Here is a 21,315-nt window from a genome sequence, read left to right on the forward strand (position 1 = left end):
GCGTAGTGAGGTGTGACATGATGACAACACAATCAATATTGGCGCAGGGGCAGCGGCGTCAGCCCGTACTCGGCGGTGAAATCTGGCTGGTGGGCGCAGGGCCGGGCGATGTGGAACTGCTGACGCTGAAGGCGCTGCGGGCAATTCAGCAGGCGGATGTGGTGGTCTACGATCGGCTCGTGTCGGCGGAGATTATGGATCTGGTGTCGGAACAGGCGCTGTGCATCGACGTTGGGAAAACGCGCGGCTGCCACCGTCTGTCACAGGAAAAAATCAATCAGCTGTTGGTCGAGCTGGCGCAGGCCGGACAGCGGGTAATCCGTCTTAAAGGCGGCGATCCCTTTATTTTTGGTCGCGGCGGCGAAGAGATGGACTATGCCCAGCAGGCCGGAATTGTCTGTTATGTGGTGCCGGGTATTACTGCCGCGACAGGCTGTGCGGCGGCCGTGGGGTTACCATTGACCCACCGTGCCTGTGCACAGTCGGTACGTTTCGTGACCGGCCATTCGCGCGATGGCGAACCGCAGCTAGACTGGCCGACGCTGGCGGACAGCCAACAAACGCTGGTGTTCTATATGGGGCTGAGCCACAGCAGTCGATTATGCCAGCGCCTGATCGAGCACGGGCTGTCAGCACAGACGCCCGTCGCGATTATCGAACGCGGCACCCAGCCGGATCAGCGGTTATTGACGGCGACGCTGGCGACCTTACCTGCATTGCTGGCACGTTATCAGCCACAGTCGCCCAGTCTGTTGGTGGTCGGTGACGTCGTCCGCTTCTGCCGTCATCCGGCGCTGCACGTCGACGCGGCTCCTGCGCGGTTGACGATGGAAAAACATGAAGCCGCCTGACGGCAACAGTTCCCCGTCTACAGTCAGCGCCTTGAAGTAAACCGATTTTTCTTCGAGGCGCTTTCCACTTTCTATGCGGTTTTCTGCTTTATCATCGCATCCCCGTTACTCTCCCTACGGAATTTTTAGCCAGCGTCAGACAGGGAAGGGGACGAGATGCCATCGCACGATGCGGTTTTCAAACAGTTTTTGAGCGACATCGCCGTCGCACGGGATTTTTTGACTATTTACCTGCCGAGTGAAATCCGTGAGCGCTGCGATTTCAGCACGCTGCAACTGGAGTCGGCATCGTTTATTGATGAAAAGCTGCGCGCGCGGATATCGGACGTGCTGTACTCGCTGCGCACCTCCGCAGGTAAAGGGTACATTTACTGTGTGATTGAACACCAAAGCCGCCCGGAAAAGCAGATGGCTTTCCGACTGCTGCGTTATTGTCTGGCTGCCATGCAGCAACATCTGGATCAGGGACATGATCGCTTACCGCTGGTGGTACCGCTGCTGTTTTATCACGGTAAGACCCGTCCTTATCCCTACCCCCTTCGCTGGCTGGACAGCTTTGCCGATCCCGTACTGGCACAAGCGCTGTATGAACAGCCTTTCCCACTGGTGGATTTAACCGTCATGCCGGACGATGAGATTCGCACACACCGACGCATGGCGTTACTGGAACTGGTACAGAAGCATATTCGTACCCGTGATATGCTGGAGTTGGCGCGAGAGATTGGGTTACTATTTGAACGCTGGTCGGTGCCGCTGACCCAGCGTCGGACGCTGTTATCTTATATTGCACAAGTGGGAAACACATCCAAACCCGCAGATTTCATTGACGCACTGGCTGCACCGCTATCAACCGGTCAGGAGGACATTATGACGATTGCAGAACAATTGAAAAAAATGGGATTCGAGGAAGGCATCCAACGCGGTATTCAGCAAGGATTGGAGCAGGGCATGAAAAACAGTGCCAGACAAATTGCCCGTAATTTATTGCTAACGGGAATGGATAAGAATAGCGTGCAGCAGGTCACTCAGCTTGAGGAAGAAGAGCTGGAGCAGTTGGTCACGGCTATCCTGCATGAAACACAGCACTAATATCGCATTAAACGATACCGTATTAAAAGATGCCGTACTAAAAACCGAGCGTTGCTGATGCCTGTGATAGAAAAAGGCCAGTCAGGCAACGCTCACGTCCTTTCGCTAACGCGTTGCGGTTAGCCTTTGCGCACTCGCGCCGTCAGCCCTTTCAGGAAGTAGCGGATCACCTGATCGCCGCAGGTGCGATAGTTTTTATGATCGGGCGCGCGCATCATCGCGGTGACTTCCGGCACTGAAATGCGAAAATTTTGTTCCAGCAGGATCGCCTGAATATCATCCGTTTTTAGCGAAAACGCGACACGCAGCTTTTTCAGAATAATGTTGTTGGTCATCTTGCGCTCAAACTGCGGTGCAGGCTGATTTTCATCTTTGCCACGTTTTTGCAGAATCAGCCCATTCAGGAAATAGCTCATCACGATGTCCGGGCAAGGTTGATAGCCTTCCTCACCCTCTTTTTTGACGTAGCTCGCCAACTGCTGGGGAGGGACGGTCATCTCCACCAGCGCCAGGATTTTCAGCAGGTGGTCATTATTCAAATTCAGCATATAGCGCACGCTGCGCAGGACATCGTTGTTCATCATTACAGAAGGGGTCTCGCCGTTCGTCTTGGTACAAAACGCACAGTATAAAGGGAACGGCGGAGAAATGCAGAAACGATCGTGGAATTAGTGAAACGTCTCCCGTCCGGTAAAGTGCCCAACCCAGCCCTCTGGATTGGTAAAAATGCGGATCGCGACAAAATCAGGAAATTCGCCGCAGTCAAACCAGTGCGGCGTGTTGGCGGGAACGCGTAAGAGATCGCCGGCCTCACAGGTAAGCTGGAAAACCTGCTCGCCAATCGGCACAAAGAAGCTTCCGCTGCCGCGCACGAAGAAGCGCACTTCATCTTCGCTATGGGTATGTTCCTGAAGAAATTTTTCCCGCAGCGGCAGTCTCTCGGCATGATCCGGTGTCAGACTGATCACGTCGGCAGAGGTGTAGCCCTCTTGCTGTTTGAGACGCTCAATATCGGCATGATACTGCGTCAAGATGGTTTCGTTGCTGGCGTCAGGCGGCGGTGCGTCAGTGTGCCAGTGTTCCAACTGGATCCCGGCGCTGGCGAGCAGGGAAGCGATGTCAGTAAACGCGGTGAGCTGCTGGACGGGCTGTGTGATGTGCGGGCGGTGATAAATCGAGAGCGTTGTCATGGCCGTTTTTCTCATCAGGATAGAAGAGCCTTAACCATTCCCTTTATAGGGATAAAAAACAAGATGCTTTTTTTATAACTTATTCCTGCTAATTCAATGATTAACAATCATTACATCTGCCGATCAACGCTATTTCCATTTAATTACTAGCCATTATCATTTTTGTTATTTCGATTTAACTTTTCCCGTTGCTAATCTCTTTCCCTGCTAATAATTTTATAAAAATCGGGATAAACATGATGAAGACGCGCTTTTCTCACCTGGCTGCATGCGTGTTGGCTGCAGGGGTAATGACCTCGGTTCAGGCAGCGGATGAGACATTGTCATTGAAGGGAAAAACCATTGGCGTTGCCGTGGTGGGAACACAGCACTTTTGGGACCGTGAGGCCTACAAAGGGGCGACCGAAGAAATTGAGAAACTCGGTGGGCAGGTTGTGGGCGTGGATGGAGGGCGTGATAATCAGGTCCATGCCAATAACCACGATATTCTGCTGGCGCGCAAGGTCGATGCGGTGATCAGCATTCTCGGCGACAGCGCGGTAGAGCCGAAGTTTAAAGCGTTGCGTGAGGCAAAGATTCCGGTTTTTACCGTCGATCATGTCTCGTCCTATTCCATCAATAACACGACGTCAGATAACTACGCGATCGGCTCGACGATCGGGCGTTATACAGCGGATGCGCTGGGTGGAAAAGGGAATATCGCCGTTTTTAACGCCTTCTCCAACGCGCTGCGTATCTGCGGTATTCGCTATGACTTGTGGAAATACGTTCTGCAAGACTATCCGGGGATCAAAATCATTCAGCCTGAACTGGCTGAACAATATTCCAACTCACCGGAAGACGCGCGCAAGAAAACCCTTGAACTGCTGAGCCAGCATCCGAAAGGCACGTTGGATGCGATCCACGTTGCGTGCTGGGATCAGCCTGCCATCGGCGTGGTGCAGGCACTGGAAGAAACCGGGCGTGACAAGGACGTGAAGGTCACCGCGATTGATGCTGGGCCAGAAACGTTGGAAATTATGGCGGAAAAAGGCAGTCCGTTTGTTGCCAACGTTGCGCAGCAGCCGCGTCTTATCGGTACAACATCGGCGAAAAACGTCGCACGCTATTTCGCGGGTGCCACGCTGCTGCCGCAGACGTTTGTGCCGGTCTTGCCCGTCAAAGGGGAGGCGGAAGCCAAGGCGGTCTATAAACAGCTTGGCTATGGCGACCTGAAATAATCTATGGTGGGATATCACTCAGCCCCGTCGCCATCCGGCGGCGGTCTGGCAATGACGCACATCAGCAAGCAGTTTGCGGGGATTTCCGCGCTGGACAACGTCTCGCTAACGGTCCGGCCAAGAGAAATTCTCGGTCTGATTGGGGAGAACGGCGCGGGGAAATCGACCTTAATCAAGGTGCTGGCTGGGGTCTATGCCGCAGATGGCGGTGAAATCGCTATCGATGGGCAGCGGTTGAGTACCGTGACGCCAGCGGTTGTCCACGCGCACGGCGTGCGTTTTATCCATCAGGAACTGCATCTGATTCCCCACTTTACCGTGGCGGAATCGGTGTTTCTCGGACAGGAGCCTGTGAACCGCTGGCGAGGCGTTGATCGTCGGGCGATGCGGCGTGAAACAGAGCAGTTTTTTCAGCACACCTTTCATTTATCGATAGACGCTAACCGGCTGATTCGCGAGTTAAGCCTGGCGGAACGCAAACTGGTACAGATTGCGCGGGCACTGATTGACGGCAAGGCACGGCTGGTGGTGTTTGATGAACCAACCGCGCCGCTGGAAGCACGCGAAGCCGTGCAGCTACTGCATACGATCCAGACGCTGAAACAGCGTGGTATCGCCATTATCTATGTCTCTCACTATCTCAATGAAATTGCAGATATCTGCGATCGCGTCACCGTGTTACGCAACGGTCGGGGCGTGGCGACGCTGGACGATCCTGAGACCAAGGATATCGATGGGATGATTCGCCTGATGGTGGGCCGAGAGATTGCCAGCCTGTTTGACGGGCAACGGAAGACAGAGAAAGGTGAGACACCGCTGCTACAGGTTGAACAGCTCACAGATCGACAGCATTTCCAACCGATCCGTTTTCAGGTGGCGGCGGGAGAAATTGTTGGCATTGCGGGGCTGTTAGGATCGGGACGTGAGGCGCTGATTGATGCGATCTATGGCATCACGCCCGCCCGTGAAGGACATATTACGATCGAGGGTCAGACGCTGCGCCCGCGCTCTCCGGTACAGGCCATCGCGCAGCGTATGGCGCTGGTGCCGCGCGATCGTCGCCATGACGGGCTGATTTTACCGCTATCCGTGGCGGACAATATCAATCTGGCTTCTTTGCCCGCTGTCGCCTGGCGCGGTTGGCTGCGGCGTAAGAAAGCCACTACGCAGGCGAATCATCTGGCGCAGATGCTGGATATCCGACCGCGCGATGTCAGCGTGCCCGTGCGCAATTTAAGCGGCGGTAACCAGCAGAAGGTGATACTGGCGCGTTGGCTAAAGACGGACACCCGGCTGTTTATTCTTGATGAACCGACGCTGGGGGTTGATATTGGCGCGAAGGCGGAAATCTATCAGCTTACCCGGCAGCTCGCGGCAGAAGGGCGAGCGGTTATCGTTTCTTCCAGCGATGACGGTGAACTTCTGGGGCTGTGCGATCGCATTTTGGTGATGTGGCGCGGCGAACTCATCGCTGATGTGCCGACGGAACGCCTCTCGCTGGATAGCCTGTTGGCGTTGACCAGCAGCGGTCGCATGCAGGAGGCGGTATGACACGAGCCTTACAATCTCTCCGAGCGACGCCGCGTTTAGCCGGGTTTTTCAATCATATACCCTTAGTGCTGTTTGCGGCGTTGCTGTTGTTCCTCTGCCTGAGCGCACCTTACTTTCTCAGTTGGCAAAATATCACCATTATTTTGCGACAAAGTGCGCCGCTGGCAATGCTGTGCTTCGGGCTGGTCTGCGTTATTACGGGCGGCGGTGATGATGTTGTCTCCGGCGGTATCGATCTCTCGCTGCCTGCGATTGCGGTACTTGCCGTAGCGATAATCAGCGACGGTTTGACGAACGCAGGGTTCAGCTATCCGTGGTTGATTGCGTTTGTGGTGGGGGCGGCGCTACTGGCGGGAGCGGTGAATGCCGCGCTGGTGGTGGCGATTCGGCTACCCCCGCTACTGGCGACGTTAGCCTGCTCCGTTGCGGTGATTGGACTCACCAATTTGCTCACCCAGCAGCGGCGCATTAGCGTTAGCGATCCGGTGATTGTGGCGTTTCGTGATAGTAGCCTGCTCGGGTTACCGCTGGCGGTCTGGTTTATGTTACTGGTTTTTGTCTTGTTTCAGTTTATCGTCCACCATAGCCGCTGGGGCCAGCATTTGCAGGCCGCGGGCGGAAACCGCGAAGCGGCGCAGCTGTCGGGCATTTCTCACACCCCGTTGGTTATTGGTTCGTATCTGTTAGGGGCGCTGGCGGCGGCGCTGGCCTCGCTGACACTGGTAGCGCAAGGATCGGGCAGCTCGCCCGGCACGGCAGAACCGTTGTTGCTGGAGATGGTATTGGCGACGTTTCTTGGCGCGGCGTTCTCTCGCCGCCGGGTGGTCACCATCTGGGGGGCATTGCTGGGCACGCTGTTGGTTAATGCCCTGTCGAACGGCCTGGCGCTGCTGCGAGTTGATATTTTCTGGGTTGGCGCGATTAAGGGCTTACTGATTCTGGTGGTGCTCACTGCTGCCTCGTTACGCAGGCAAAGGAGTCACGCGTGAAACCTTCTTCTTTGGCGGCGCAGCCTGTGCTGCCGGGTAACAAGCCAGGTCTGTCGTTTTTTATCCGCTATGGCTTTCTGGTCATCCTGCTGGCCTTTCTGGTGTTTTTCTCACTGCAAAACCCGGTATTTTTGACGTTAGGCAACTGGGGGAACCTGCTGCAGGGCAGCGCGGTGCTGTTGATTGTGGCGCTGGCCATGACGCTGGTGGTAACAGCGGGTGGGATCGACCTGTCCGTGGGCGTTGCGCTGGATTTTGGTGCCGCCTTCGCGCTGGTGGCGCTCAAAGTCTATGGTCTGCCGTGGCAGGCTGCGGTATTGGCCGCGTTGGCGGGGGGCGCGCTGGTAGGGCTGGTTAATGCGGTGCTGATTATTCACTGCCGCATTAAGCCATTTTTGGCGACGCTAGGGACGTGGTTTATCGGTAGCAGCATCGAACGTATCAACACCGAAGGCGGCGGGCCGATCGCTTACCGCCGGATGGCACCGCAGTACCACGAACTGGCCGTGGGTGACCTGTGGGGCATTCCGGTGCCGATCGTGATTGTGGCGGTGCTGTGGCTTGCCTATTACCTGTTATTTGAACGGACGATTGCTGGTAAACGTATTCACGCGATGGGCTTGAATGCGCCAGCGGCGCTGATTGCCGGGGTTAACGTGCGGCGCACGATGTTCTGGCTGCTGATTGTCACGTCGGTGACGTGTGCCATCGGCGGCGTGGTGTTATCCGCCAATCTGCGTCAGTTTACGCCGCTGGCCGGACAGGCTTATCTGATGGACGCTATTGCCGCGGTGTTCATCGGCACCGCGTTTCATGCTCAGGGGCGGCCCAACGTAGCGGGGACGCTAATCGGCGTGCTATTTCTCGGTATGATCGCCAATGGTTTGAACCTGATGGGGCTGAATTTCATCGTAAAAGATGCGCTGAGCGGCGTGATTTTAGTGCTGGCGTTGGCGCTCTCTTTCCTGCAAGGGCGGCTGCGTCAACGGCAATAATGAATCGAACACGAATCAAAAACAGAATGTGAAGAAGGAGCGAGAGTGAGCCAATTTGATGCGGTTTTTGTCGGATTAACCATTCTGGATGTCGCCGGTCGACCCGTAACCGGTTTGCCCGAAGGCGGTGGTGTCCACTTTATCGATGAAATTCGCCTTAATCCCGCCGGTACGGCCAGCGGTGCGGCGATGAATGCAGCCAAACTCGGTATTCGTACGGCGACGGCCGCTTGTCTCGGTGAAGATGAAAAAGCTGATTTTATTCTGGCGACCTATCGCAAGCTGGGCATCGACTGTTCGCTAATACAGCGAACGACAGCGGCATCGACCTCTGCGACTATTCTGACCATTCGGCCGGACGGCGAGCGTCCGGCGCTGCACTATCGCGGCGCGTCAGATCACCTGTTCATCGATGAGCAGGATTTTGACGCCGTGTGCAATGCGCGTTTCTTACACCACGGTGGCACGGGGCTGCTGGCGAAAATGGATCAGGGACAGAGCGCGCGTCTGCTTCGACACGCCAAAGCGAAGGGGTTGACGACCAGTTTCGATCTTATCGCGCCAAATGCGGAGACGCTGGCGCTGCTGACGCCGTTGCTGCCAGATGTAGACTACTTTATGCCGTCGCTGGACGAGGCCGCGTTTATCTCCGGCCTGACTACACCGGCGGAGATTGCGGCTTTCTTTCTCGATCGCGGCGTCGGCACCTGCATTTTCAAAGCGGGTGCCGCCGGATCTTACGTGTTCGGCCAGGATGTCACGCTGCACATTCCCGCCTACCGCGTGGCGGTATCGGATACCACGGGCTGCGGCGACAGCTACTGCGGCGGCTTTATTGCTGGTCTGGCGAAAGGTTGGGCGCTGGAACAGGCCTGCCGCCTTGGCTCGGCCGTTTCAGGACTGGTCGCCACCGGTCTGGGGTCTGATGCGGGCGTGATTGACTGGGAGGATACGCTGAAGTTTATGGCAGAAACGCCTACCTATTAGGAGACGCTGACCGACGAGAGCGGTGCCGCGTCTATTTCCATTCGTAAAGCAGCGGTTCGCCGCGAATAAACCTCTGCAGATCGGCGGCGATCATCGCGGTGTGTTTCACCAGCGTCTCCCGCGTCGCGCCGGCAATGTGCGGCGTGAGTACCACATTATCAAATTCGGTAATGAACGGGTGATGACGCCAGAGCGGCTCGCTGTCGTAAACATCAAGTGCGGCACCCGCCAGCCACTTTTCGCGTAGCGCCGCGATCAGATCGGCTTCGACAACAACGGCAGCACGTGAGGTATTGATCAGATAGGCGGTAGGGCGCATCGTTCTGAGCCTATCGAGGTTGACCAACCCTTTGGTCTGCGGCGTGCTGTTCAGATGCAGGCTGACGAAATCGGACTGTGAAAACAGCTCATCCAGCGTGGTTTTTCGCATGCCCGGTTCGTCGATCTCTTCGGCGGCGACATACGGATCCGCTATCAGCAATTGCATCCCAAAGGCGCGCGCTAGCTTCCCGACCCGATGACCAATGCTGCCATAGCCGATGATGCCGAGCGTCTTATTACGCAGTTCGCCGCCTTTGAAAACTTCATACGGGCTGTCTTTGTCTACGTCCCACACCACATCCTGCCGTAACCCATCCTGCGTCTGTGTCACTGTGTGGGTTTCGCGCGTGAATTCGCCGCGCTTTAGCGCGCTATGGGCCTGAGGGATGTGGCGGGTGGCATTCAGCATCAGCGCCAGCGTTAATTCTGCTGCGGCATCGGCATTGCGCCCGGGCGTGTAAAGCACCGGAATACCTCGGCGGCGTGCGGCCTCGATATCAATATTGACCGGGTTGGCGCGGGTACAGGCGATAACCCGTAGGTGAGGACACGCCTCAATAACGCGGGCGGTAATATCGTCATAGCTGGTGACGATCACGTCGGCGTTCTCCGCCAGTCGAATCAGCGCCGCTTCACTCAGTTTGGGTTGACCGATGGCCCAGCCGTCTACCACCAATTCCCCCAGTGCCTTAAAGGCATCGAGGCTGCCGCCGTATTCGGCGGTAAATATGATCTTCATGAGGCAAGACTTTCCTGTGAGCGAGGAGCCGTGTGCGAACGCGCCGCGTTGTGATTGTCGAGTGCATTAAGTGCCTGAGCCCGTGCCTGCCAGAGCGGCTGTAGCTGGTCGCGCAGTTGGCGAAAAATCGGAAACAGTGTCTGATACTGCCGATGGGCGTCGGCATCGGGGAGAAACGTTGAGGCCTGTGCATTGGCGGAAGGAACCATGTTGGCACTTTCTCCGATGGACAGAGCAGCAAGGCGCGCGGCACCGCATGCGCTTAGTTCCTTAACCGAACTGGCAATCACCCGTCGGCCAGTGCAGTCCGCGATGATTTGCAGCCAAATCGCTGAAGCGGCACCGCCACCGGCGATGTAGAGATCGCCGTGGGCAGGGTAACCGCTGAGCGCATCGGTAATCGCATAGGCGAGCCCCTCAAAGACCGCGCGCAGTAGATGCGCGTTAGTCGTGGACTGCTCAATACCAAAAAATCCCGCTCGTGCTGAGGTGCTGTAAAACGGCGCCCGCTCGCCATTAAGGTAAGGCTGATAGAAAACGCCACCGCTGCCGGGCGGTACGCGGGCAATGCGTGCGTTGATGGCCTGAAAATCGGCATCGTCGGTCAGCGTGCTCAGCGCCCAGTCAATATTCGGCGTGCCGGACTGCATCGCGAACAGGTTGAGATAGTGGCCTGGCCAGGCGTGCGCGACAAACCGGGTTTGCAGGCTCACCTGCGTTAAACCCCGGCAGACAATGCCAGTGCAGCAGGTGGTGCCGAGAATGGTGAAAATGTCGCCGTCGTGAATAGCGCCGATGCCCAGTGCGGCGGCGGACACATCCAGTGCGCCTGCGCAGACGGGAATTCCCGCAGGCAGACCCGTTTGTGCGGCGATGGCGTCGCTGAGCGTGCCGGCGATGTCATCGGGATAAAGCAGCGGCGGGAAAAGCGGTCTGATGGCGTGTAAGTCCAGCTTATCCAGCACGGTTTTTGAGAGCGTTTCGCTATGCAGATCCAGCAGCGACGTCCCTGCATCTGTCAGTTCCAGATTCGCCTGTCCCGTTAGCCGAAAGCGTACCCAGTCTTTGGCAAAAAAGAAGTAGTCGGCATTGTTCAGCGCATCCGGCTGATGCTGTGCCAGCCAGCGTAACTGCTGCGCGCTGTTACAAGGGAGCAGGGGAGAACCGGTTTCGGGAAAGAGCGCCGCTTCCAGATTCGGGCGCTGTTTAAGCTGATGAACCTGTTCCGCCGTCCGGGTATCGCTCCAGAGGATGGCCTGCCGGATAGGTTGCCCGTGGCGATCGCTCAGCCAGACACCTTCGCCTTGACCAGTCAGCCCGATGGCTCGCACACGTCCATGGTGAAGCAGCGGCGAAGCAGCCAGCGTTTTCAGGGTGGAAAGTACGCCGTCCCATACATGGTGCATATTTTGCTCGGCGTAGCCGGGCTGCGGAGAGTAAGTAACGGTATTGGATGACGCAATCTGAAGTTCGTTGAAATCGGCATCGAATAGCACCGATTTGACCTTTGAGGTCCCGATATCAATGCCAATGTAGTAATCCATGCGGTTCTGACCCTGCCTCGTAAAACCCGTATCAGCATCAGAGTAATGGAAAAATGTCGGTCGCTATATTCATAGAAGTGCAAAGCAAAGCAGTAATGTTGGAATGGCGGAGCCTGTGGAAGGGAGGGATGTGTGTCATGAATATGTAATGGCGGAGAGGCCGCCATTGACGGGATAACGTTACTCGACAGGTTGAGACAAAATGGCGTCAAGCAGGCCAGGAAAGCGCTGTTGCATTTCGCTGCGGCGCAGTCGGTTGATGTGTGTGGTGCCGATATTGGTGGTATGCAGCAGGCCCGAGTCGCGCAATACGCGAAAATGGTGCGATACGCTGGATTTAGGGCGACCGCCGTCAAGTTCGCTACACGTTGCTTCTTCCTGTATGGATAAACAACGCACAATGGATAAGCGTAACGGATCGCTCAAGGCATACAGGACGCGCTCAAGAGTAAATTCTTCGGGGGATGGGTGCTTAAAAGGTCTCATAGGTGAATTATAGCGATAGGGTTGTCTAAAATCCATTGTTCGATTAATATCGAATTATCGAAATTAACAAATGAAATAGGAAATGTTATGTCCGCACTGTTTCAACCCTTCAAACTGAAAGATATCACGTTACGCAATCGCATCGCCGTTCCACCGATGTGTACCTATTCCGCGAATGATGGCCTGATTAACGAGTGGCACCAGGTGCATTATGCTTCGCTGGCGCGTGGTGGTGCCGGGTTGGTTATCGTGGAAGCGACGGCGGTTGCCCCCGAGGGACGCATTTCTCCGCGCTGTACTGGAATCTGGAATGATGAGCAGGCGCAGGCGTTTGCCAAGGTCGCCAAATCCATTAAGGATGCGGGCTCCGTGCCGGGCATTCAGATTGCACACGCTGGACGTAAAGCCAGCGCCAATATCCCTTGGGAAGGCGACGACCATATTCCAGAGGGTGATGCACGCGGCTGGCAGACTATCGCGCCTTCCGCAGAAGCTTTCGGCGCGAATTTGCCCAAGCAGCCGCAGGAAATGACGCTGGAAGATATCGCGCGCGTTCGTGACGATTTTGTTGCCGCGGCTCGCCGTGCGCTGGAAGCCGGATTTGAATGGCTGGAGCTGCACTTTGCTCACGGCTATCTGGCACAGAGTTTCTTCTCCGTTCACTCCAACAAACGTAACGATCAATACGGTGGCAGTTTTGACAACCGTAGCCGTTTTCTGCTGGAAACGCTGGCTGCCGTTCGCGACGTGTGGCCGCAACATTTGCCGCTGACCGCCCGTTTCGGCGTGATTGAATTTGACGGACGTGATGAAGAAACCTTGCAGGAATCGATTGAGCTGACGCGTCGCTTTAAAGCCGCTGGGCTGGATATGCTGAGTGTCAGCATCGGTTTTTCTACACCGGAAGCGAATGTTCCGTGGGCGCCTGCCTTTATGGGACCGATTGCACAGCAGGTGCGTGAGCAGGCCGATCTTCCTGTCTCTTCCGCCTGGGGCTTCGGTACGCCGGAACTGGCTGAACAGGCTGTGGCATCGGGTCAGTTGGATCTGGTGATGGTAGGAAAAGCGCATTTGGCGAACCCGCACTGGAGCTATCAGGCCGCCCGCGAACTGGGCATTGAACGCGCCTCGTGGACGCTGCCAACGCCTTACGCCCACTGGCTGGAACGCTATTAACCACGACTCACGCTCGCAGGCGGCGTTTGCCGCCTGTAGCAACGCCATGTCTCCTTTCGCTTAACCGACTTTACCCTCCTTATTTGTTCAACGTTGTGCCAGAAACGAACGTGCTTATGTCGTGGTCTATTGATGTAGGGGAGCAGATCGCTCTCCCACACGGACTGCACTCTTCACATTTTTGAAAAATGTTTTCAGGCTGACGCTTGACTGGGTAGAACGATGGTTCTACCATTTATTCATGAACAAAAAACTAAACGACACCCGAGAAAAAATCCTGGCGACGGCTGAGCACCTTATCTATCAGAATGGCATTCATGCGACTGGCATGGACCTTCTGGTCAAGACCTCTGGCGTAGCAAGGAAAAGTATTTATCGCTATTTCGCGACCAAGGATGACGTGGCAGCCGCCGCGTTGAATGCACGCGATGAGCGCTGGATGCACTGGTTCAGAACGGAATGTGATAAAGGCAATACCCCTCAGGAGCGCATCCTGAATATGTTCACTGTACTCAAAAGCTGGTTTGAGTCAGAGGGCTTTCGTGGTTGTGCCTTTATTAACACGGCTGGAGAAGTGGGTGACCCTGCCGATCCCGTTCGCCAGATCGCGAAGCTGCATAAACAAAAATTGCTGGATTACACGCTGGAACTCACCGGGCAATTAAACATCGAGCAGCCGTCAGCCTTAGCCAGACAGTTGCTGATTTTGATAGAGGGTGCCATCACGACATCGCACGTGATGGGCGATTGCAGCGCAGCCGATAGCGCAAGAGAAGTGGCGCAGCTGTTGTTGAAGCAGGCCTCTCACTAGGGCCTGAGTTTCAAAAAATCCCATGCTACTGATATATCCAAATGTTGGAGGCTCTCCCATGTCCGATAAACAGATTCGCCCGCCACTTCCTCCTTTCACTCGCGAAACGGCGATTGAGAAGGTGCGACTCGCTGAAGATGGCTGGAACAGTCGAGATGCCGAAAAGGTATCGCTGGCCTACACGCTGGACACCAAATGGCGTAATCGCGCCGAGTTTGCAACCAATCGTGAAGAGGCCAAAGCTTTCCTCACGCGGAAGTGGAAAAAAGAACTTGAGTATCGTCTGATTAAAGAGTTGTGGGCGTTTACTGATAACCGCATCGCCGTGCGGTACGCCTATGAGTGGCATGATGACTCGGGTAACTGGTTCCGCTCTTATGGCAACGAAAATTGGGAATTTGAAGCCGATGGCCTGATGCACCGCCGCTTCGCTTGTATAAACGACATGCCGATTAAAGAGAGTGAACGCAAATTCCACTGGCCACTGGGTCGCCGTCCGGATGATCATCCCGGTCTGTCGGAGCTGGGTCTGTAACGTTCTACATATTCTTCCGCTAAGCCCCCGACGGCTGCCTAAGCTGGGGGCTTTTTCTCAACCCAAAAACGACGGCATATCTTTATCGCACTACTGATGCCATTCGGATGAGGGTATTTTCGCTACGCTTTTGACCGGCGGTAGCATGATTCCAGTTTATCGAGGAACGTGAATAAAACCCTGTTCATTTCACTGTAATCATGGGCCCGCAGTTCTTCAGGGGTGTTGATGAAACGATATTCTGCTGCCTGACTTAATTCCCTATCTGAGTGTGCAATTAATAATTCGACGACGTCCGGTGTGAGTTCCATGTGGCATTGAAAGCCGTAAACCCGTTCGGAATAGGCAACGATCTGGCGTGGGCACCCTTCACTGTAAGCGATAATTTTAGCTTCAGGTGTCAGGCCTGGCATATCGTTATGCCAGTGACCTACGTTGAGCCGACTTCCGAAGTGAGAGAACAGCTCGCTTTGGGTGCCAGTATCCGTCAGAAAAATCGGAAACACGCCTATCTCTTTTTCCGGACTGTGGGCAAACGGGGCACCCAGCGCTTCGCCAATCAGTTGAGAGCCCAGACAGACACCAATGATGGCTTTACCGAAACTCACTGCAGAGGCAATCAGCGCTTGCTCAGCTTTTGAATCGAAATGGGCGCATTGATCTAGGGTGAAGGCAGGATCCTGTGGGCCGCCCATCACGATCAACAAGTCGATGTCCCGGGCATCTTGCGGCAGTTTTTCACCCGCATAGACACGGGAAAACGTTATTTCATGACCACGACTCATGGCCCAGGTTTCATAAGCGCCGGGCGCTTCGAAACTTTCATGCACAATAAAATGTACTCGCATTGGCGTATGCTCCTGTAATGCTTGTCACAACCTTAATTCAGCATGCTTTACCCTGCCAAAAATGATCAGTCGGGCAGTGTTAGCGGAGTCATGGTAAACAAAGGGATTCAATTTGAGATGCCAGTCTGTATAGATAAAGCGCCAAGACACGATGAGACGACGGGATGGTCAGGGACTGCCATATCCTATCAACGTGGAGAGGTTGATCCTCCCCATTACCATCTTGAAGGGCAGCTATTGTTTGCCACCAAGGGGGTTATGCTTGTTGAAACCGCAGACAGGCGATGGGTTATCCCTCCTCAGCGTGCGCTGTGGAGCCCACCGTTGATGATTCACTCATACAGCCTTCTGTCCCATACAGAATTACGCGCTATCTACGTCAGTCGCAGTCTTATTGCGGAGTGCACAAATTTTACGAGGAACAGCCAGGTTCATGTCATTAACGCGACAGGGCTATTGAAGGCGTTAATCACGGGTCTGTTTACTGATGAATACAACGGTGTGACTCAGCGAAAAATGGCGCTTTTACTACTGGAAATTCTTAGTGAAGCGCCATCTGTGCCTGCGGAACTCCCTATGCCGCGTGATGAACGTTTATTTCGTGCCGCAAGAGAGCTGATGCTCAGCCATCGGTGGGAGGTGACCTTAATGGACATGGCTGATATTGCGAATATGTCGGAACGTACTTTTTCCCGTCGTTTCTTACATGACACAGGTTTCAGCTTCAGAATGTGGAAACAGAGAGCCAGAATATATACATCATTAGATCTTCTCTCTAATGATGTGCCCGTTAAACAGGTCGCCTACCAACTCGGCTTTTCCTGTCCTGCCGCGTTTTCTGCTGCATTTCGTTCTGTTATGGGGACAACGCCAAGCGAGTTCTAACCTGGCTTTGAGTGTTTCTACTTAATCAATTCACTCGCTGGAGATGCAAATTTTCGCTTTTGCTTAGAGTGGAACTGATGAACCTGCCTTGCCCGCTTTGTGCCAGAAGCGGACATTAAAAAAAATGTAAGACAATAAAAAAACCGGATGAGTGCACCTGTCAGCATCCGGTTCATATGCTTCATGCCGGATTTTTTTATGGATTCTTTTTCAGGTACTGCGCCGTCGTAAGATAGTAATTACGCGCAGTCGCATTGTTCTGCAATTCGCCCAGCGCAGCAAGTGCATCAGCTTTTAGCTTTCGGGCTTCCGCGTTGTGCGGATCAACGGCCAGAACATAGTCTGTCTGTTCAGCCGCCCATTGATACTCGCCTGACAGCAGGGATTGGCGTGCGTTATCCAGCATTTTTATCTTGCCACCGGTCATTGCCAGCAGGCGTGTCGCACGGTCTTTTTCGGTTAGCGGATATATGTGTGTGGCATTGCCGTCGAACCAGCCTGCTTGCTGCGCGTAGATACCACGAACGGTAAAAGCCACGCTGCCATAATACTCCTGCAGGTAAGGATTTTTTGCGAGCTCAGCAGGCAGTCTTACTGCCTGAACCAGTTCATCTGGAGTCATGCCTTTGGCAATCCCGGCCATTGTCTGATCCCATACGCTTTTTATGCCGTCTCGGTATGCCATCAGCGCTTCTTTTACAGCGTCTGCACCGTTGACTGGCTGCATATGTCCCGGGATGACGTAATCCGCATTCAAGGCAATCATTTTGTTCAGGCTGTCGATCCACTTCTCAACAGGACGGGTAGGCAGACCACGAAGCGGGGCAATATTGGGAAACGTCTTAAGGAAGTCATCACCTGTCATCAAGACTTTCTGTTCGGGCAGCCATACGGCGGTGTTTTCATCAGACTCGCCTGGAGTATGGATAAGCTCCATTTTCACCCCGGCTATCGTCAGGCTCTTGCTGACGCCATCAAAGGTCTGAGTAGGAGACAGGAAGCCTTCGCGTGTGTGTGGCGTTTTTCGTCCGTATTCGAGCTGTGTACCGGCATTAATAAACTGATCGTCAGGTAGAACGGTGCCAAAAGCGTCACCCCCCTCCCGTTTTCCGCGCCCCGTATCCGGCTTTGCCGTAACGAGTAGACTATGGCTGATAATTTCTGGCTTGTCATTGCCTGCAAACACTGTCGCTCCGCCGGAATGGTCAGGATGATTATGTGTGTAGATAATGGCTCGTACGGGATGGATAAGTCGGCTGCCAAAAGCCTCTACGATGTCTTTTGCGTCCGCAGGATTGGCCGCCGTATCCACTATGATAGAACCAGTTTTACCCTGGATCAGCGTCACGTTTGCCGCCGAATAGCCGACGGCTACGTATACTCCAGGCGTTACCTCCACAATTTGTTTGCGAAAATCAGCGTTATGTTCCCACAGCGCTTTTTCACCAGCCGTTTCCTCGTGCGCGAATGCGCCGCCTGGCACCGTTATTGCCATCAGCGCTGTAATCATCAGCGCTGATTTCTTTAGAGTACCGCTAACATACTGTCTCATTCTTATCTCCGTGACCTGCATATCAATTTCCCCGCGCTGCCTGGTTTAGATCGTCCAGCTTTTAGCCAGATGCAATCCCAGCTTGAGACGCTGAAATATCCGATAAGTGGTGAATTTATAGCTTGAGGCTTTACACGCTATCGCGTGACTGAAGCCATTCTTCATGGATCTGTCGTACTTTCGCCCACAATTTTGTAAGTGATTCGGCGGGAACATTGTCGAAAGTTAGGTCGAATTCGGCGCTCAGTACGTCCAGCCATTCCGGTAGAGACGCCGAGGTGTGAGTCGTCACGACTTTGCCGTCAGCTTTTGTGAGAACGCAACCTCGCAGTATCGTTTTACCGTCAGGTCGGCGAAGTTGTGCAGTGACAACTTTTGCATATCCCGACTCTGGCGAGTGCACGTTAAAGTGATGTCGGTCGATGAAATCACTCATGTTAGCGGGCTGCTCAGCCATACTGACACCAGCGATCCAGCATGATGGATCGGCCGTGAGATGCCAGTCGCCAACGCCATCCTCGCCTACAGCCTCCATTCCAAACTGCATCGAACCCTGATTAACGGTGGTGTTCATCAGCGGCATCTGTTTATGCAGTGCATCGCCAAGGCCGACATCAACCCACCATCTGCCATTAGGATTGCTTTCACACGGCATCCCCTCGGCGATGATTGCGGCGTGATTTTCCAGCTTTATACGTTCAGGGCCTTCTGCACCGTGGACATTTGCGGGGTTGATACTCACGCGATAACCAAGGTGGCGAAGTAACGTATGTAAGCCGCCATTAAGCTGAAAACAGTAACCGCCTCGCCGGGTTGTCGCGGCCCTCCTGAAGCTCTCAATGGGGTCAATTCCCCACCCCTGTGCGAGGTGTATCCAGAAAGTTTCGTATGGTATCCGCTCAACATGAGCCTGATGCAATCGGGTGAGTGCCTGGAGAGATGGCGGTTCCGCATCAAGGCCAAGGCGGTTCAGGTAGGCTAATGCTATGTCATTCATGTTACTGTCGTTTTCCTGGTGGATGTAAAACCATGGCCTTTCATATCTGATAGCTTATTTCAGGGGCCAGGCTTAGAGTTTGAGAAGATCTAATCACGTCAGAAATACTCTGACAGTACTTCTCACCCTGTGTTTCCTCTACAATCTTGGCAGTTAATGATTGGAAACAGCGATATTCTAATACCCTAACTCCGTTCTCTGTAGATCCTGAATTGAAAGTGATGTTTTCATATTTGAGAGGCCAAGATGGATTTAAATGCGTTAAAGATGTTTGTTATGGCAGCCCGCTGCGGCAGTCTCTCTGCTGCTGCACGGCAAAATAACATCCCGCTTCCAACACTAAGTCGCAGGATTTCGGAACTTGAGCACGAGCTGAATGTTGTTCTGCTCGAACGAACAGTGAAGGGTTGCAGTGCCACAGAGGCGGGACAAAAACTGCTGAACCAGGCCAGTTCGGCCATCGATATACTTAATGATGCAGAGCTGTTTCTTACAACTGGCGACACCCGCATTACCGGTCGATTGCGCCTGACTATGCCCCAGTCACTCGAACCATGGTGGGAGATCATCAGGCAGTTTCAACAGATGCATCCGGGTATCGCCATTAACGTTTATACGACGGAGCGCCGGGTGGATTTAATCTCTGAAGGCATTGATGTCGCGCTAAGGGTTGGAAGCATCGCTGATGATGGTGTTGTGGCGCGCCATCTTATGGATTTCAGGCATATTCTGGTCGCCAGCCCGAAACTATTCCTGAACAGCGACCTTCCCAAAGAACCATCAGACCTCAGGAATTACGCCTGTGCCGCCTGGGGTTCGGTGATAGGCGCACGTCCGGTATGGATGCTCGGTGAGCATGCCTATGATGTTCCAGCCACCTTTACGGTAAATGACTACCTCCATTTGCGTGCGGGAGCGCTGGCAGGCGCCTACATTACCGAATTACCTGCATTTTTTGCTGCTGAATACATTCACTGTGGAGAATTGATTGAGATATTGCCTCAGACCCGATTGCCCTTCTCATCATTGCATCTGGTTTATAAAAAACACAGGCATGTTTCGGCGGCTGCTAGAGCTTACATAGAATTCTGCACGGATAATGCTTTTGTACTGATGGAGAAAAGCCGTGTGCCGTCAGATGATGAAAAGACGTATCCGTAAATCTGTAAAATAGCCTATATCACCAGTTGGCCGAACTGTTGAAGTATAGGTGATTAATGTTCGCACCTCGCTCAAAGCAGACCTGACAGCCCCTCGGTCTGGCCACTTCGCGCCAAAAACAGACGCTGTGAACATCACGGTGAGTAAGATCCGATTTGCCAAAAGCGGATGGTGCGGTTTGACGGGAGACTAACACGTCCGACAAAGAGCCTGACTTCAGGTCATCAGATGAATCTATTCAGAAAACCTTATTTTTATGGGCCCCCTGAGATGAGACAGATGCTCTGATTAACAGGGCATAAGCAGGGCGAGTGGGTGAGCTGAGTACCGCCCCATCATCTGAACTGGCGCGGTTCGAATGTGTATTGATTGACGGTGTATAGCCACAATCTGCCTGAAAGCACACGTCTAACAACGATCAGAAACTATATGTCACCTTCAGGCTTCCGGTAGGCGATGCTTTTCGTTGAACAATTGGGCTATTGCGTGCATCACCAGTCAACTGCGTAAAGCCTGCTGCGGCAATCATGCTCCAGTTTTGGTTGAACTTGTGCGTCCAGTCAGCATTCAGTGAATAGGCATAAATCCCAGATCCGACATCATGTTGGGCAAACCCCGATGCGGTCGACTGGGATACATTTACCCCGTAGTAAGTCTGCATGTACTCGCTCGTCCCCCAACTGCCGGTCAGCGCCAGCGTGACGGAATTTTTCGATGAGGTATAGAGCGGGCTGATAATGACAACATGCAGGGCTTCACCATTGCTTCGTTGAGAAACCGGCACCTCAGCCTGCACTTGTAAATTAAGCCAGTCCGTCACCTTATACCCCAGACCAAGCACACCGACAGCCGATCCTTTGACGTCACCCATACCTCGCAAGTGGTCGCTACCGTAGCTGATCGAGTCGCTGTCCACGTCACGATCCTTACGGCCTGCGCGATAGCTCAGTGCAGCGCTGTAATCCAACTTGCCGATGTTGTTACCGTAACCGATACCACGTGTGGTGCTGACGAAGAAACCATTTACCATAGAGTAATCAATCACCAGGGCAGTTGTGACGCGGCTTTTATCCGAACCAGAATAACGTGGCGCAACATCCACGCCTCCGCCCAGAGTCAACTCGTTGCCCTGTTTCTGTTCTGCTGCCAACGTTGGGGTAGCCAGTAATGCCAGGACAGCGCCCGACAATAGTTTTTTCAGGGCACGTCCTGAGAGCGAATGGAGGAACTTATGATGCAGGTCGATGTTTCTCATTAAAGAAGTCCTTGTGGATTCAACTGATTACGATACAAGCGGTTTTAAACACCAGAACGCCCAGTTTGAATGCTCACCCTGAAGTTCTCATGAGCCAAAAATGAAGAAATACTGAAGCAAGTACCGGGCTGCA

The 21,315-nt window shown here is 54.0% G+C and carries 21 protein-coding genes; 12 read left to right on the forward strand and 9 right to left on the reverse strand.

Annotation, left to right across the window (positions count from 1 at the left end):
- Positions 1-17 precede the first annotated feature (17 nt).
- Complete coding sequence (gene cobA, locus WCT94_RS04840; protein WP_336868256.1) at positions 18-851, forward strand: uroporphyrinogen-III C-methyltransferase; 834 nt, start codon at positions 18-20, stop codon at positions 849-851.
- A 156-nt stretch (positions 852-1,007) separates the two neighbouring features.
- Positions 1,008-1,940 (forward strand): Rpn family recombination-promoting nuclease/putative transposase, encoded by a 933-nt coding sequence (locus tag WCT94_RS04845; protein ID WP_336868257.1) that lies wholly within the window; start codon positions 1,008-1,010, stop codon positions 1,938-1,940.
- 119 nt (positions 1,941-2,059) lie between these two features.
- Here WCT94_RS04845 and WCT94_RS04850 read toward each other — a convergent pair whose 3' ends face one another.
- Together WCT94_RS04850 and WCT94_RS04855 are read right to left on the reverse strand one after the other, a co-directional pair.
- A complete protein-coding gene (locus WCT94_RS04850; protein ID WP_015840924.1) occupies positions 2,060-2,524 on the reverse strand; it encodes a DUF1456 family protein in 465 nt (154 codons plus the stop codon).
- An 84-nt stretch (positions 2,525-2,608) separates the two neighbouring features.
- On the reverse strand, positions 2,609-3,130 hold the full coding sequence (locus WCT94_RS04855; RefSeq protein ID WP_336868259.1) for a 1,2-dihydroxy-3-keto-5-methylthiopentene dioxygenase: 522 nt from the start codon (positions 3,128-3,130) through the stop codon (positions 2,609-2,611).
- A 239-nt stretch (positions 3,131-3,369) separates the two neighbouring features.
- Between WCT94_RS04855 and WCT94_RS04860 the strand changes: the two genes are divergently transcribed.
- From WCT94_RS04860 to WCT94_RS04880, 5 genes are read left to right on the forward strand one after another with little or no spacing between them, the layout of a single operon-like run.
- Positions 3,370-4,350, forward strand: coding sequence for a sugar ABC transporter substrate-binding protein (locus tag WCT94_RS04860; protein WP_431891977.1), 981 nt, complete (start codon positions 3,370-3,372; stop codon positions 4,348-4,350).
- Positions 4,351-4,353: 3 nt separating this feature from the next.
- The gene (locus tag WCT94_RS04865) at positions 4,354-5,901 is read left to right on the forward strand and encodes a sugar ABC transporter ATP-binding protein (RefSeq protein ID WP_336868261.1); all 1,548 of its coding nucleotides are present in this window, start codon (positions 4,354-4,356) and stop codon (positions 5,899-5,901) included.
- Positions 5,898-6,890, forward strand: a complete 993-nt coding sequence (locus WCT94_RS04870) for an ABC transporter permease (RefSeq protein ID WP_336868262.1) — start codon at positions 5,898-5,900, stop codon at positions 6,888-6,890. Before WCT94_RS04865 ends, WCT94_RS04870 begins: the two co-directional genes overlap by 4 nt.
- Entirely contained in the window at positions 6,887-7,885 is a 999-nt protein-coding gene (locus tag WCT94_RS04875) for an ABC transporter permease (protein WP_336868264.1), read from the forward strand. Before WCT94_RS04870 ends, WCT94_RS04875 begins: the two co-directional genes overlap by 4 nt.
- A 45-nt stretch (positions 7,886-7,930) precedes the next feature.
- Positions 7,931-8,872, forward strand: coding sequence for a carbohydrate kinase family protein (locus WCT94_RS04880; protein WP_336868265.1), 942 nt, complete (start codon positions 7,931-7,933; stop codon positions 8,870-8,872).
- 31 nt (positions 8,873-8,903) lie between these two features.
- On the opposite strand, the gene WCT94_RS04885 is transcribed toward WCT94_RS04880, so the two are convergent.
- From WCT94_RS04885 to WCT94_RS04895, 3 genes are all read right to left on the reverse strand, one after another.
- Positions 8,904-9,932 carry a 2-hydroxyacid dehydrogenase gene (locus tag WCT94_RS04885; RefSeq protein WP_336868266.1) on the reverse strand — a complete coding sequence of 343 codons (1,029 nt, stop codon included), beginning with the start codon at positions 9,930-9,932 and terminating at the stop codon, positions 8,904-8,906.
- Positions 9,929-11,476 carry an FGGY-family carbohydrate kinase gene (locus WCT94_RS04890; RefSeq protein WP_336868268.1) on the reverse strand — a complete coding sequence of 516 codons (1,548 nt, stop codon included), beginning with the start codon at positions 11,474-11,476 and terminating at the stop codon, positions 9,929-9,931. The genes WCT94_RS04885 and WCT94_RS04890 overlap by 4 nt, the downstream gene beginning before the upstream one ends.
- Before the next feature lie 180 nt (positions 11,477-11,656).
- Positions 11,657-11,962, reverse strand: a complete 306-nt coding sequence (locus tag WCT94_RS04895; protein ID WP_336868269.1) for an ArsR/SmtB family transcription factor — start codon at positions 11,960-11,962, stop codon at positions 11,657-11,659.
- Positions 11,963-12,049: 87 nt separating this feature from the next.
- On the opposite strand from WCT94_RS04895, the gene WCT94_RS04900 reads away from it, so the two are divergent.
- From WCT94_RS04900 to WCT94_RS04910, 3 genes are all read left to right on the forward strand, one after another.
- Entirely contained in the window at positions 12,050-13,138 is a 1,089-nt protein-coding gene (locus WCT94_RS04900) for an NADH:flavin oxidoreductase/NADH oxidase (RefSeq protein WP_336868271.1), read from the forward strand.
- 241 nt (positions 13,139-13,379) lie between these two features.
- Positions 13,380-13,949, forward strand: coding sequence for a TetR/AcrR family transcriptional regulator (locus tag WCT94_RS04905; protein WP_336868273.1), 570 nt, complete (start codon positions 13,380-13,382; stop codon positions 13,947-13,949).
- A 58-nt stretch (positions 13,950-14,007) separates the two neighbouring features.
- Positions 14,008-14,484: a nuclear transport factor 2 family protein gene (locus WCT94_RS04910; protein ID WP_336868275.1), complete on the forward strand. Its 477-nt coding sequence runs from the start codon at positions 14,008-14,010 to the stop codon at positions 14,482-14,484.
- A 122-nt stretch (positions 14,485-14,606) separates the two neighbouring features.
- Here WCT94_RS04910 and WCT94_RS04915 read toward each other — a convergent pair whose 3' ends face one another.
- Entirely contained in the window at positions 14,607-15,332 is a 726-nt protein-coding gene (locus tag WCT94_RS04915; RefSeq protein WP_336868277.1) for a type 1 glutamine amidotransferase, read from the reverse strand.
- A 117-nt stretch (positions 15,333-15,449) separates the two neighbouring features.
- Here WCT94_RS04915 and WCT94_RS04920 point away from each other — a divergent pair, with 117 nt between their 5' ends.
- Positions 15,450-16,217, forward strand: a complete 768-nt coding sequence (locus WCT94_RS04920; protein WP_442955479.1) for an AraC family transcriptional regulator — start codon at positions 15,450-15,452, stop codon at positions 16,215-16,217.
- A gap of 196 nt (positions 16,218-16,413) precedes the next feature.
- Here the strand turns inward: WCT94_RS04920 and WCT94_RS04925 are convergent, their stop codons facing one another.
- Together WCT94_RS04925 and WCT94_RS04930 are read right to left on the reverse strand one after the other, a co-directional pair.
- Positions 16,414-17,790 (reverse strand): alkyl/aryl-sulfatase, encoded by a 1,377-nt coding sequence (locus tag WCT94_RS04925; protein WP_336868279.1) that lies wholly within the window; start codon positions 17,788-17,790, stop codon positions 16,414-16,416.
- 109 nt (positions 17,791-17,899) lie between these two features.
- Positions 17,900-18,766, reverse strand: coding sequence for an arylamine N-acetyltransferase family protein (locus tag WCT94_RS04930; protein WP_336868281.1), 867 nt, complete (start codon positions 18,764-18,766; stop codon positions 17,900-17,902).
- 246 nt (positions 18,767-19,012) lie between these two features.
- On the opposite strand from WCT94_RS04930, the gene WCT94_RS04935 reads away from it, so the two are divergent.
- Complete coding sequence (locus WCT94_RS04935) at positions 19,013-19,927, forward strand: LysR family transcriptional regulator (protein WP_336868282.1); 915 nt, start codon at positions 19,013-19,015, stop codon at positions 19,925-19,927.
- A gap of 418 nt (positions 19,928-20,345) precedes the next feature.
- Here the strand turns inward: WCT94_RS04935 and WCT94_RS04940 are convergent, their stop codons facing one another.
- Positions 20,346-21,182 (reverse strand): MipA/OmpV family protein, encoded by an 837-nt coding sequence (locus WCT94_RS04940; RefSeq protein ID WP_336868283.1) that lies wholly within the window; start codon positions 21,180-21,182, stop codon positions 20,346-20,348.
- Between the last annotated feature and the right edge of the window lie 133 nt (positions 21,183-21,315).

Origin of the sequence: Pectobacterium sp. 1950-15 (genome assembly GCF_037136835.1) — a bacterium.
Classification (GTDB): Bacteria; Pseudomonadota; Gammaproteobacteria; order Enterobacterales; family Enterobacteriaceae; genus Pectobacterium.

What these genes read in the sequence shown, in the direction of transcription:
- cobA (WP_336868256.1), top strand. Translation starts at nt 18, where the DNA reads ATGATGACAACACAATCAATATTGGCGCAGGGGCAGCGGCGTCAGCCC.
- WCT94_RS04845 (WP_336868257.1), top strand. Translation starts at nt 1,008, where the DNA reads ATGCCATCGCACGATGCGGTTTTCAAACAGTTTTTGAGCGACATCGCC.
- WCT94_RS04850 (WP_015840924.1), bottom strand. Translation starts at nt 2,524, where the DNA reads ATGATGAACAACGATGTCCTGCGCAGCGTGCGCTATATGCTGAATTTG.
- WCT94_RS04855 (WP_336868259.1), bottom strand. Translation starts at nt 3,130, where the DNA reads ATGACAACGCTCTCGATTTATCACCGCCCGCACATCACACAGCCCGTC.
- WCT94_RS04860 (WP_431891977.1), top strand. Translation starts at nt 3,370, where the DNA reads ATGAAGACGCGCTTTTCTCACCTGGCTGCATGCGTGTTGGCTGCAGGG.
- WCT94_RS04865 (WP_336868261.1), top strand. Translation starts at nt 4,354, where the DNA reads ATGGTGGGATATCACTCAGCCCCGTCGCCATCCGGCGGCGGTCTGGCA.
- WCT94_RS04870 (WP_336868262.1), top strand. Translation starts at nt 5,898, where the DNA reads ATGACACGAGCCTTACAATCTCTCCGAGCGACGCCGCGTTTAGCCGGG.
- WCT94_RS04885 (WP_336868266.1), bottom strand. Translation starts at nt 9,932, where the DNA reads ATGAAGATCATATTTACCGCCGAATACGGCGGCAGCCTCGATGCCTTT.
- WCT94_RS04890 (WP_336868268.1), bottom strand. Translation starts at nt 11,476, where the DNA reads ATGGATTACTACATTGGCATTGATATCGGGACCTCAAAGGTCAAATCG.
- WCT94_RS04895 (WP_336868269.1), bottom strand. Translation starts at nt 11,962, where the DNA reads ATGAGACCTTTTAAGCACCCATCCCCCGAAGAATTTACTCTTGAGCGC.
- WCT94_RS04900 (WP_336868271.1), top strand. Translation starts at nt 12,050, where the DNA reads ATGTCCGCACTGTTTCAACCCTTCAAACTGAAAGATATCACGTTACGC.
- WCT94_RS04905 (WP_336868273.1), top strand. Translation starts at nt 13,380, where the DNA reads ATGAACAAAAAACTAAACGACACCCGAGAAAAAATCCTGGCGACGGCT.
- WCT94_RS04910 (WP_336868275.1), top strand. Translation starts at nt 14,008, where the DNA reads ATGTCCGATAAACAGATTCGCCCGCCACTTCCTCCTTTCACTCGCGAA.
- WCT94_RS04915 (WP_336868277.1), bottom strand. Translation starts at nt 15,332, where the DNA reads ATGCGAGTACATTTTATTGTGCATGAAAGTTTCGAAGCGCCCGGCGCT.
- WCT94_RS04920 (WP_442955479.1), top strand. Translation starts at nt 15,450, where the DNA reads ATGCCAGTCTGTATAGATAAAGCGCCAAGACACGATGAGACGACGGGA.
- WCT94_RS04925 (WP_336868279.1), bottom strand. Translation starts at nt 17,790, where the DNA reads ATGCAGGTCACGGAGATAAGAATGAGACAGTATGTTAGCGGTACTCTA.
- WCT94_RS04930 (WP_336868281.1), bottom strand. Translation starts at nt 18,766, where the DNA reads ATGAATGACATAGCATTAGCCTACCTGAACCGCCTTGGCCTTGATGCG.
- WCT94_RS04935 (WP_336868282.1), top strand. Translation starts at nt 19,013, where the DNA reads ATGGATTTAAATGCGTTAAAGATGTTTGTTATGGCAGCCCGCTGCGGC.
- WCT94_RS04940 (WP_336868283.1), bottom strand. Translation starts at nt 21,182, where the DNA reads ATGAGAAACATCGACCTGCATCATAAGTTCCTCCATTCGCTCTCAGGA.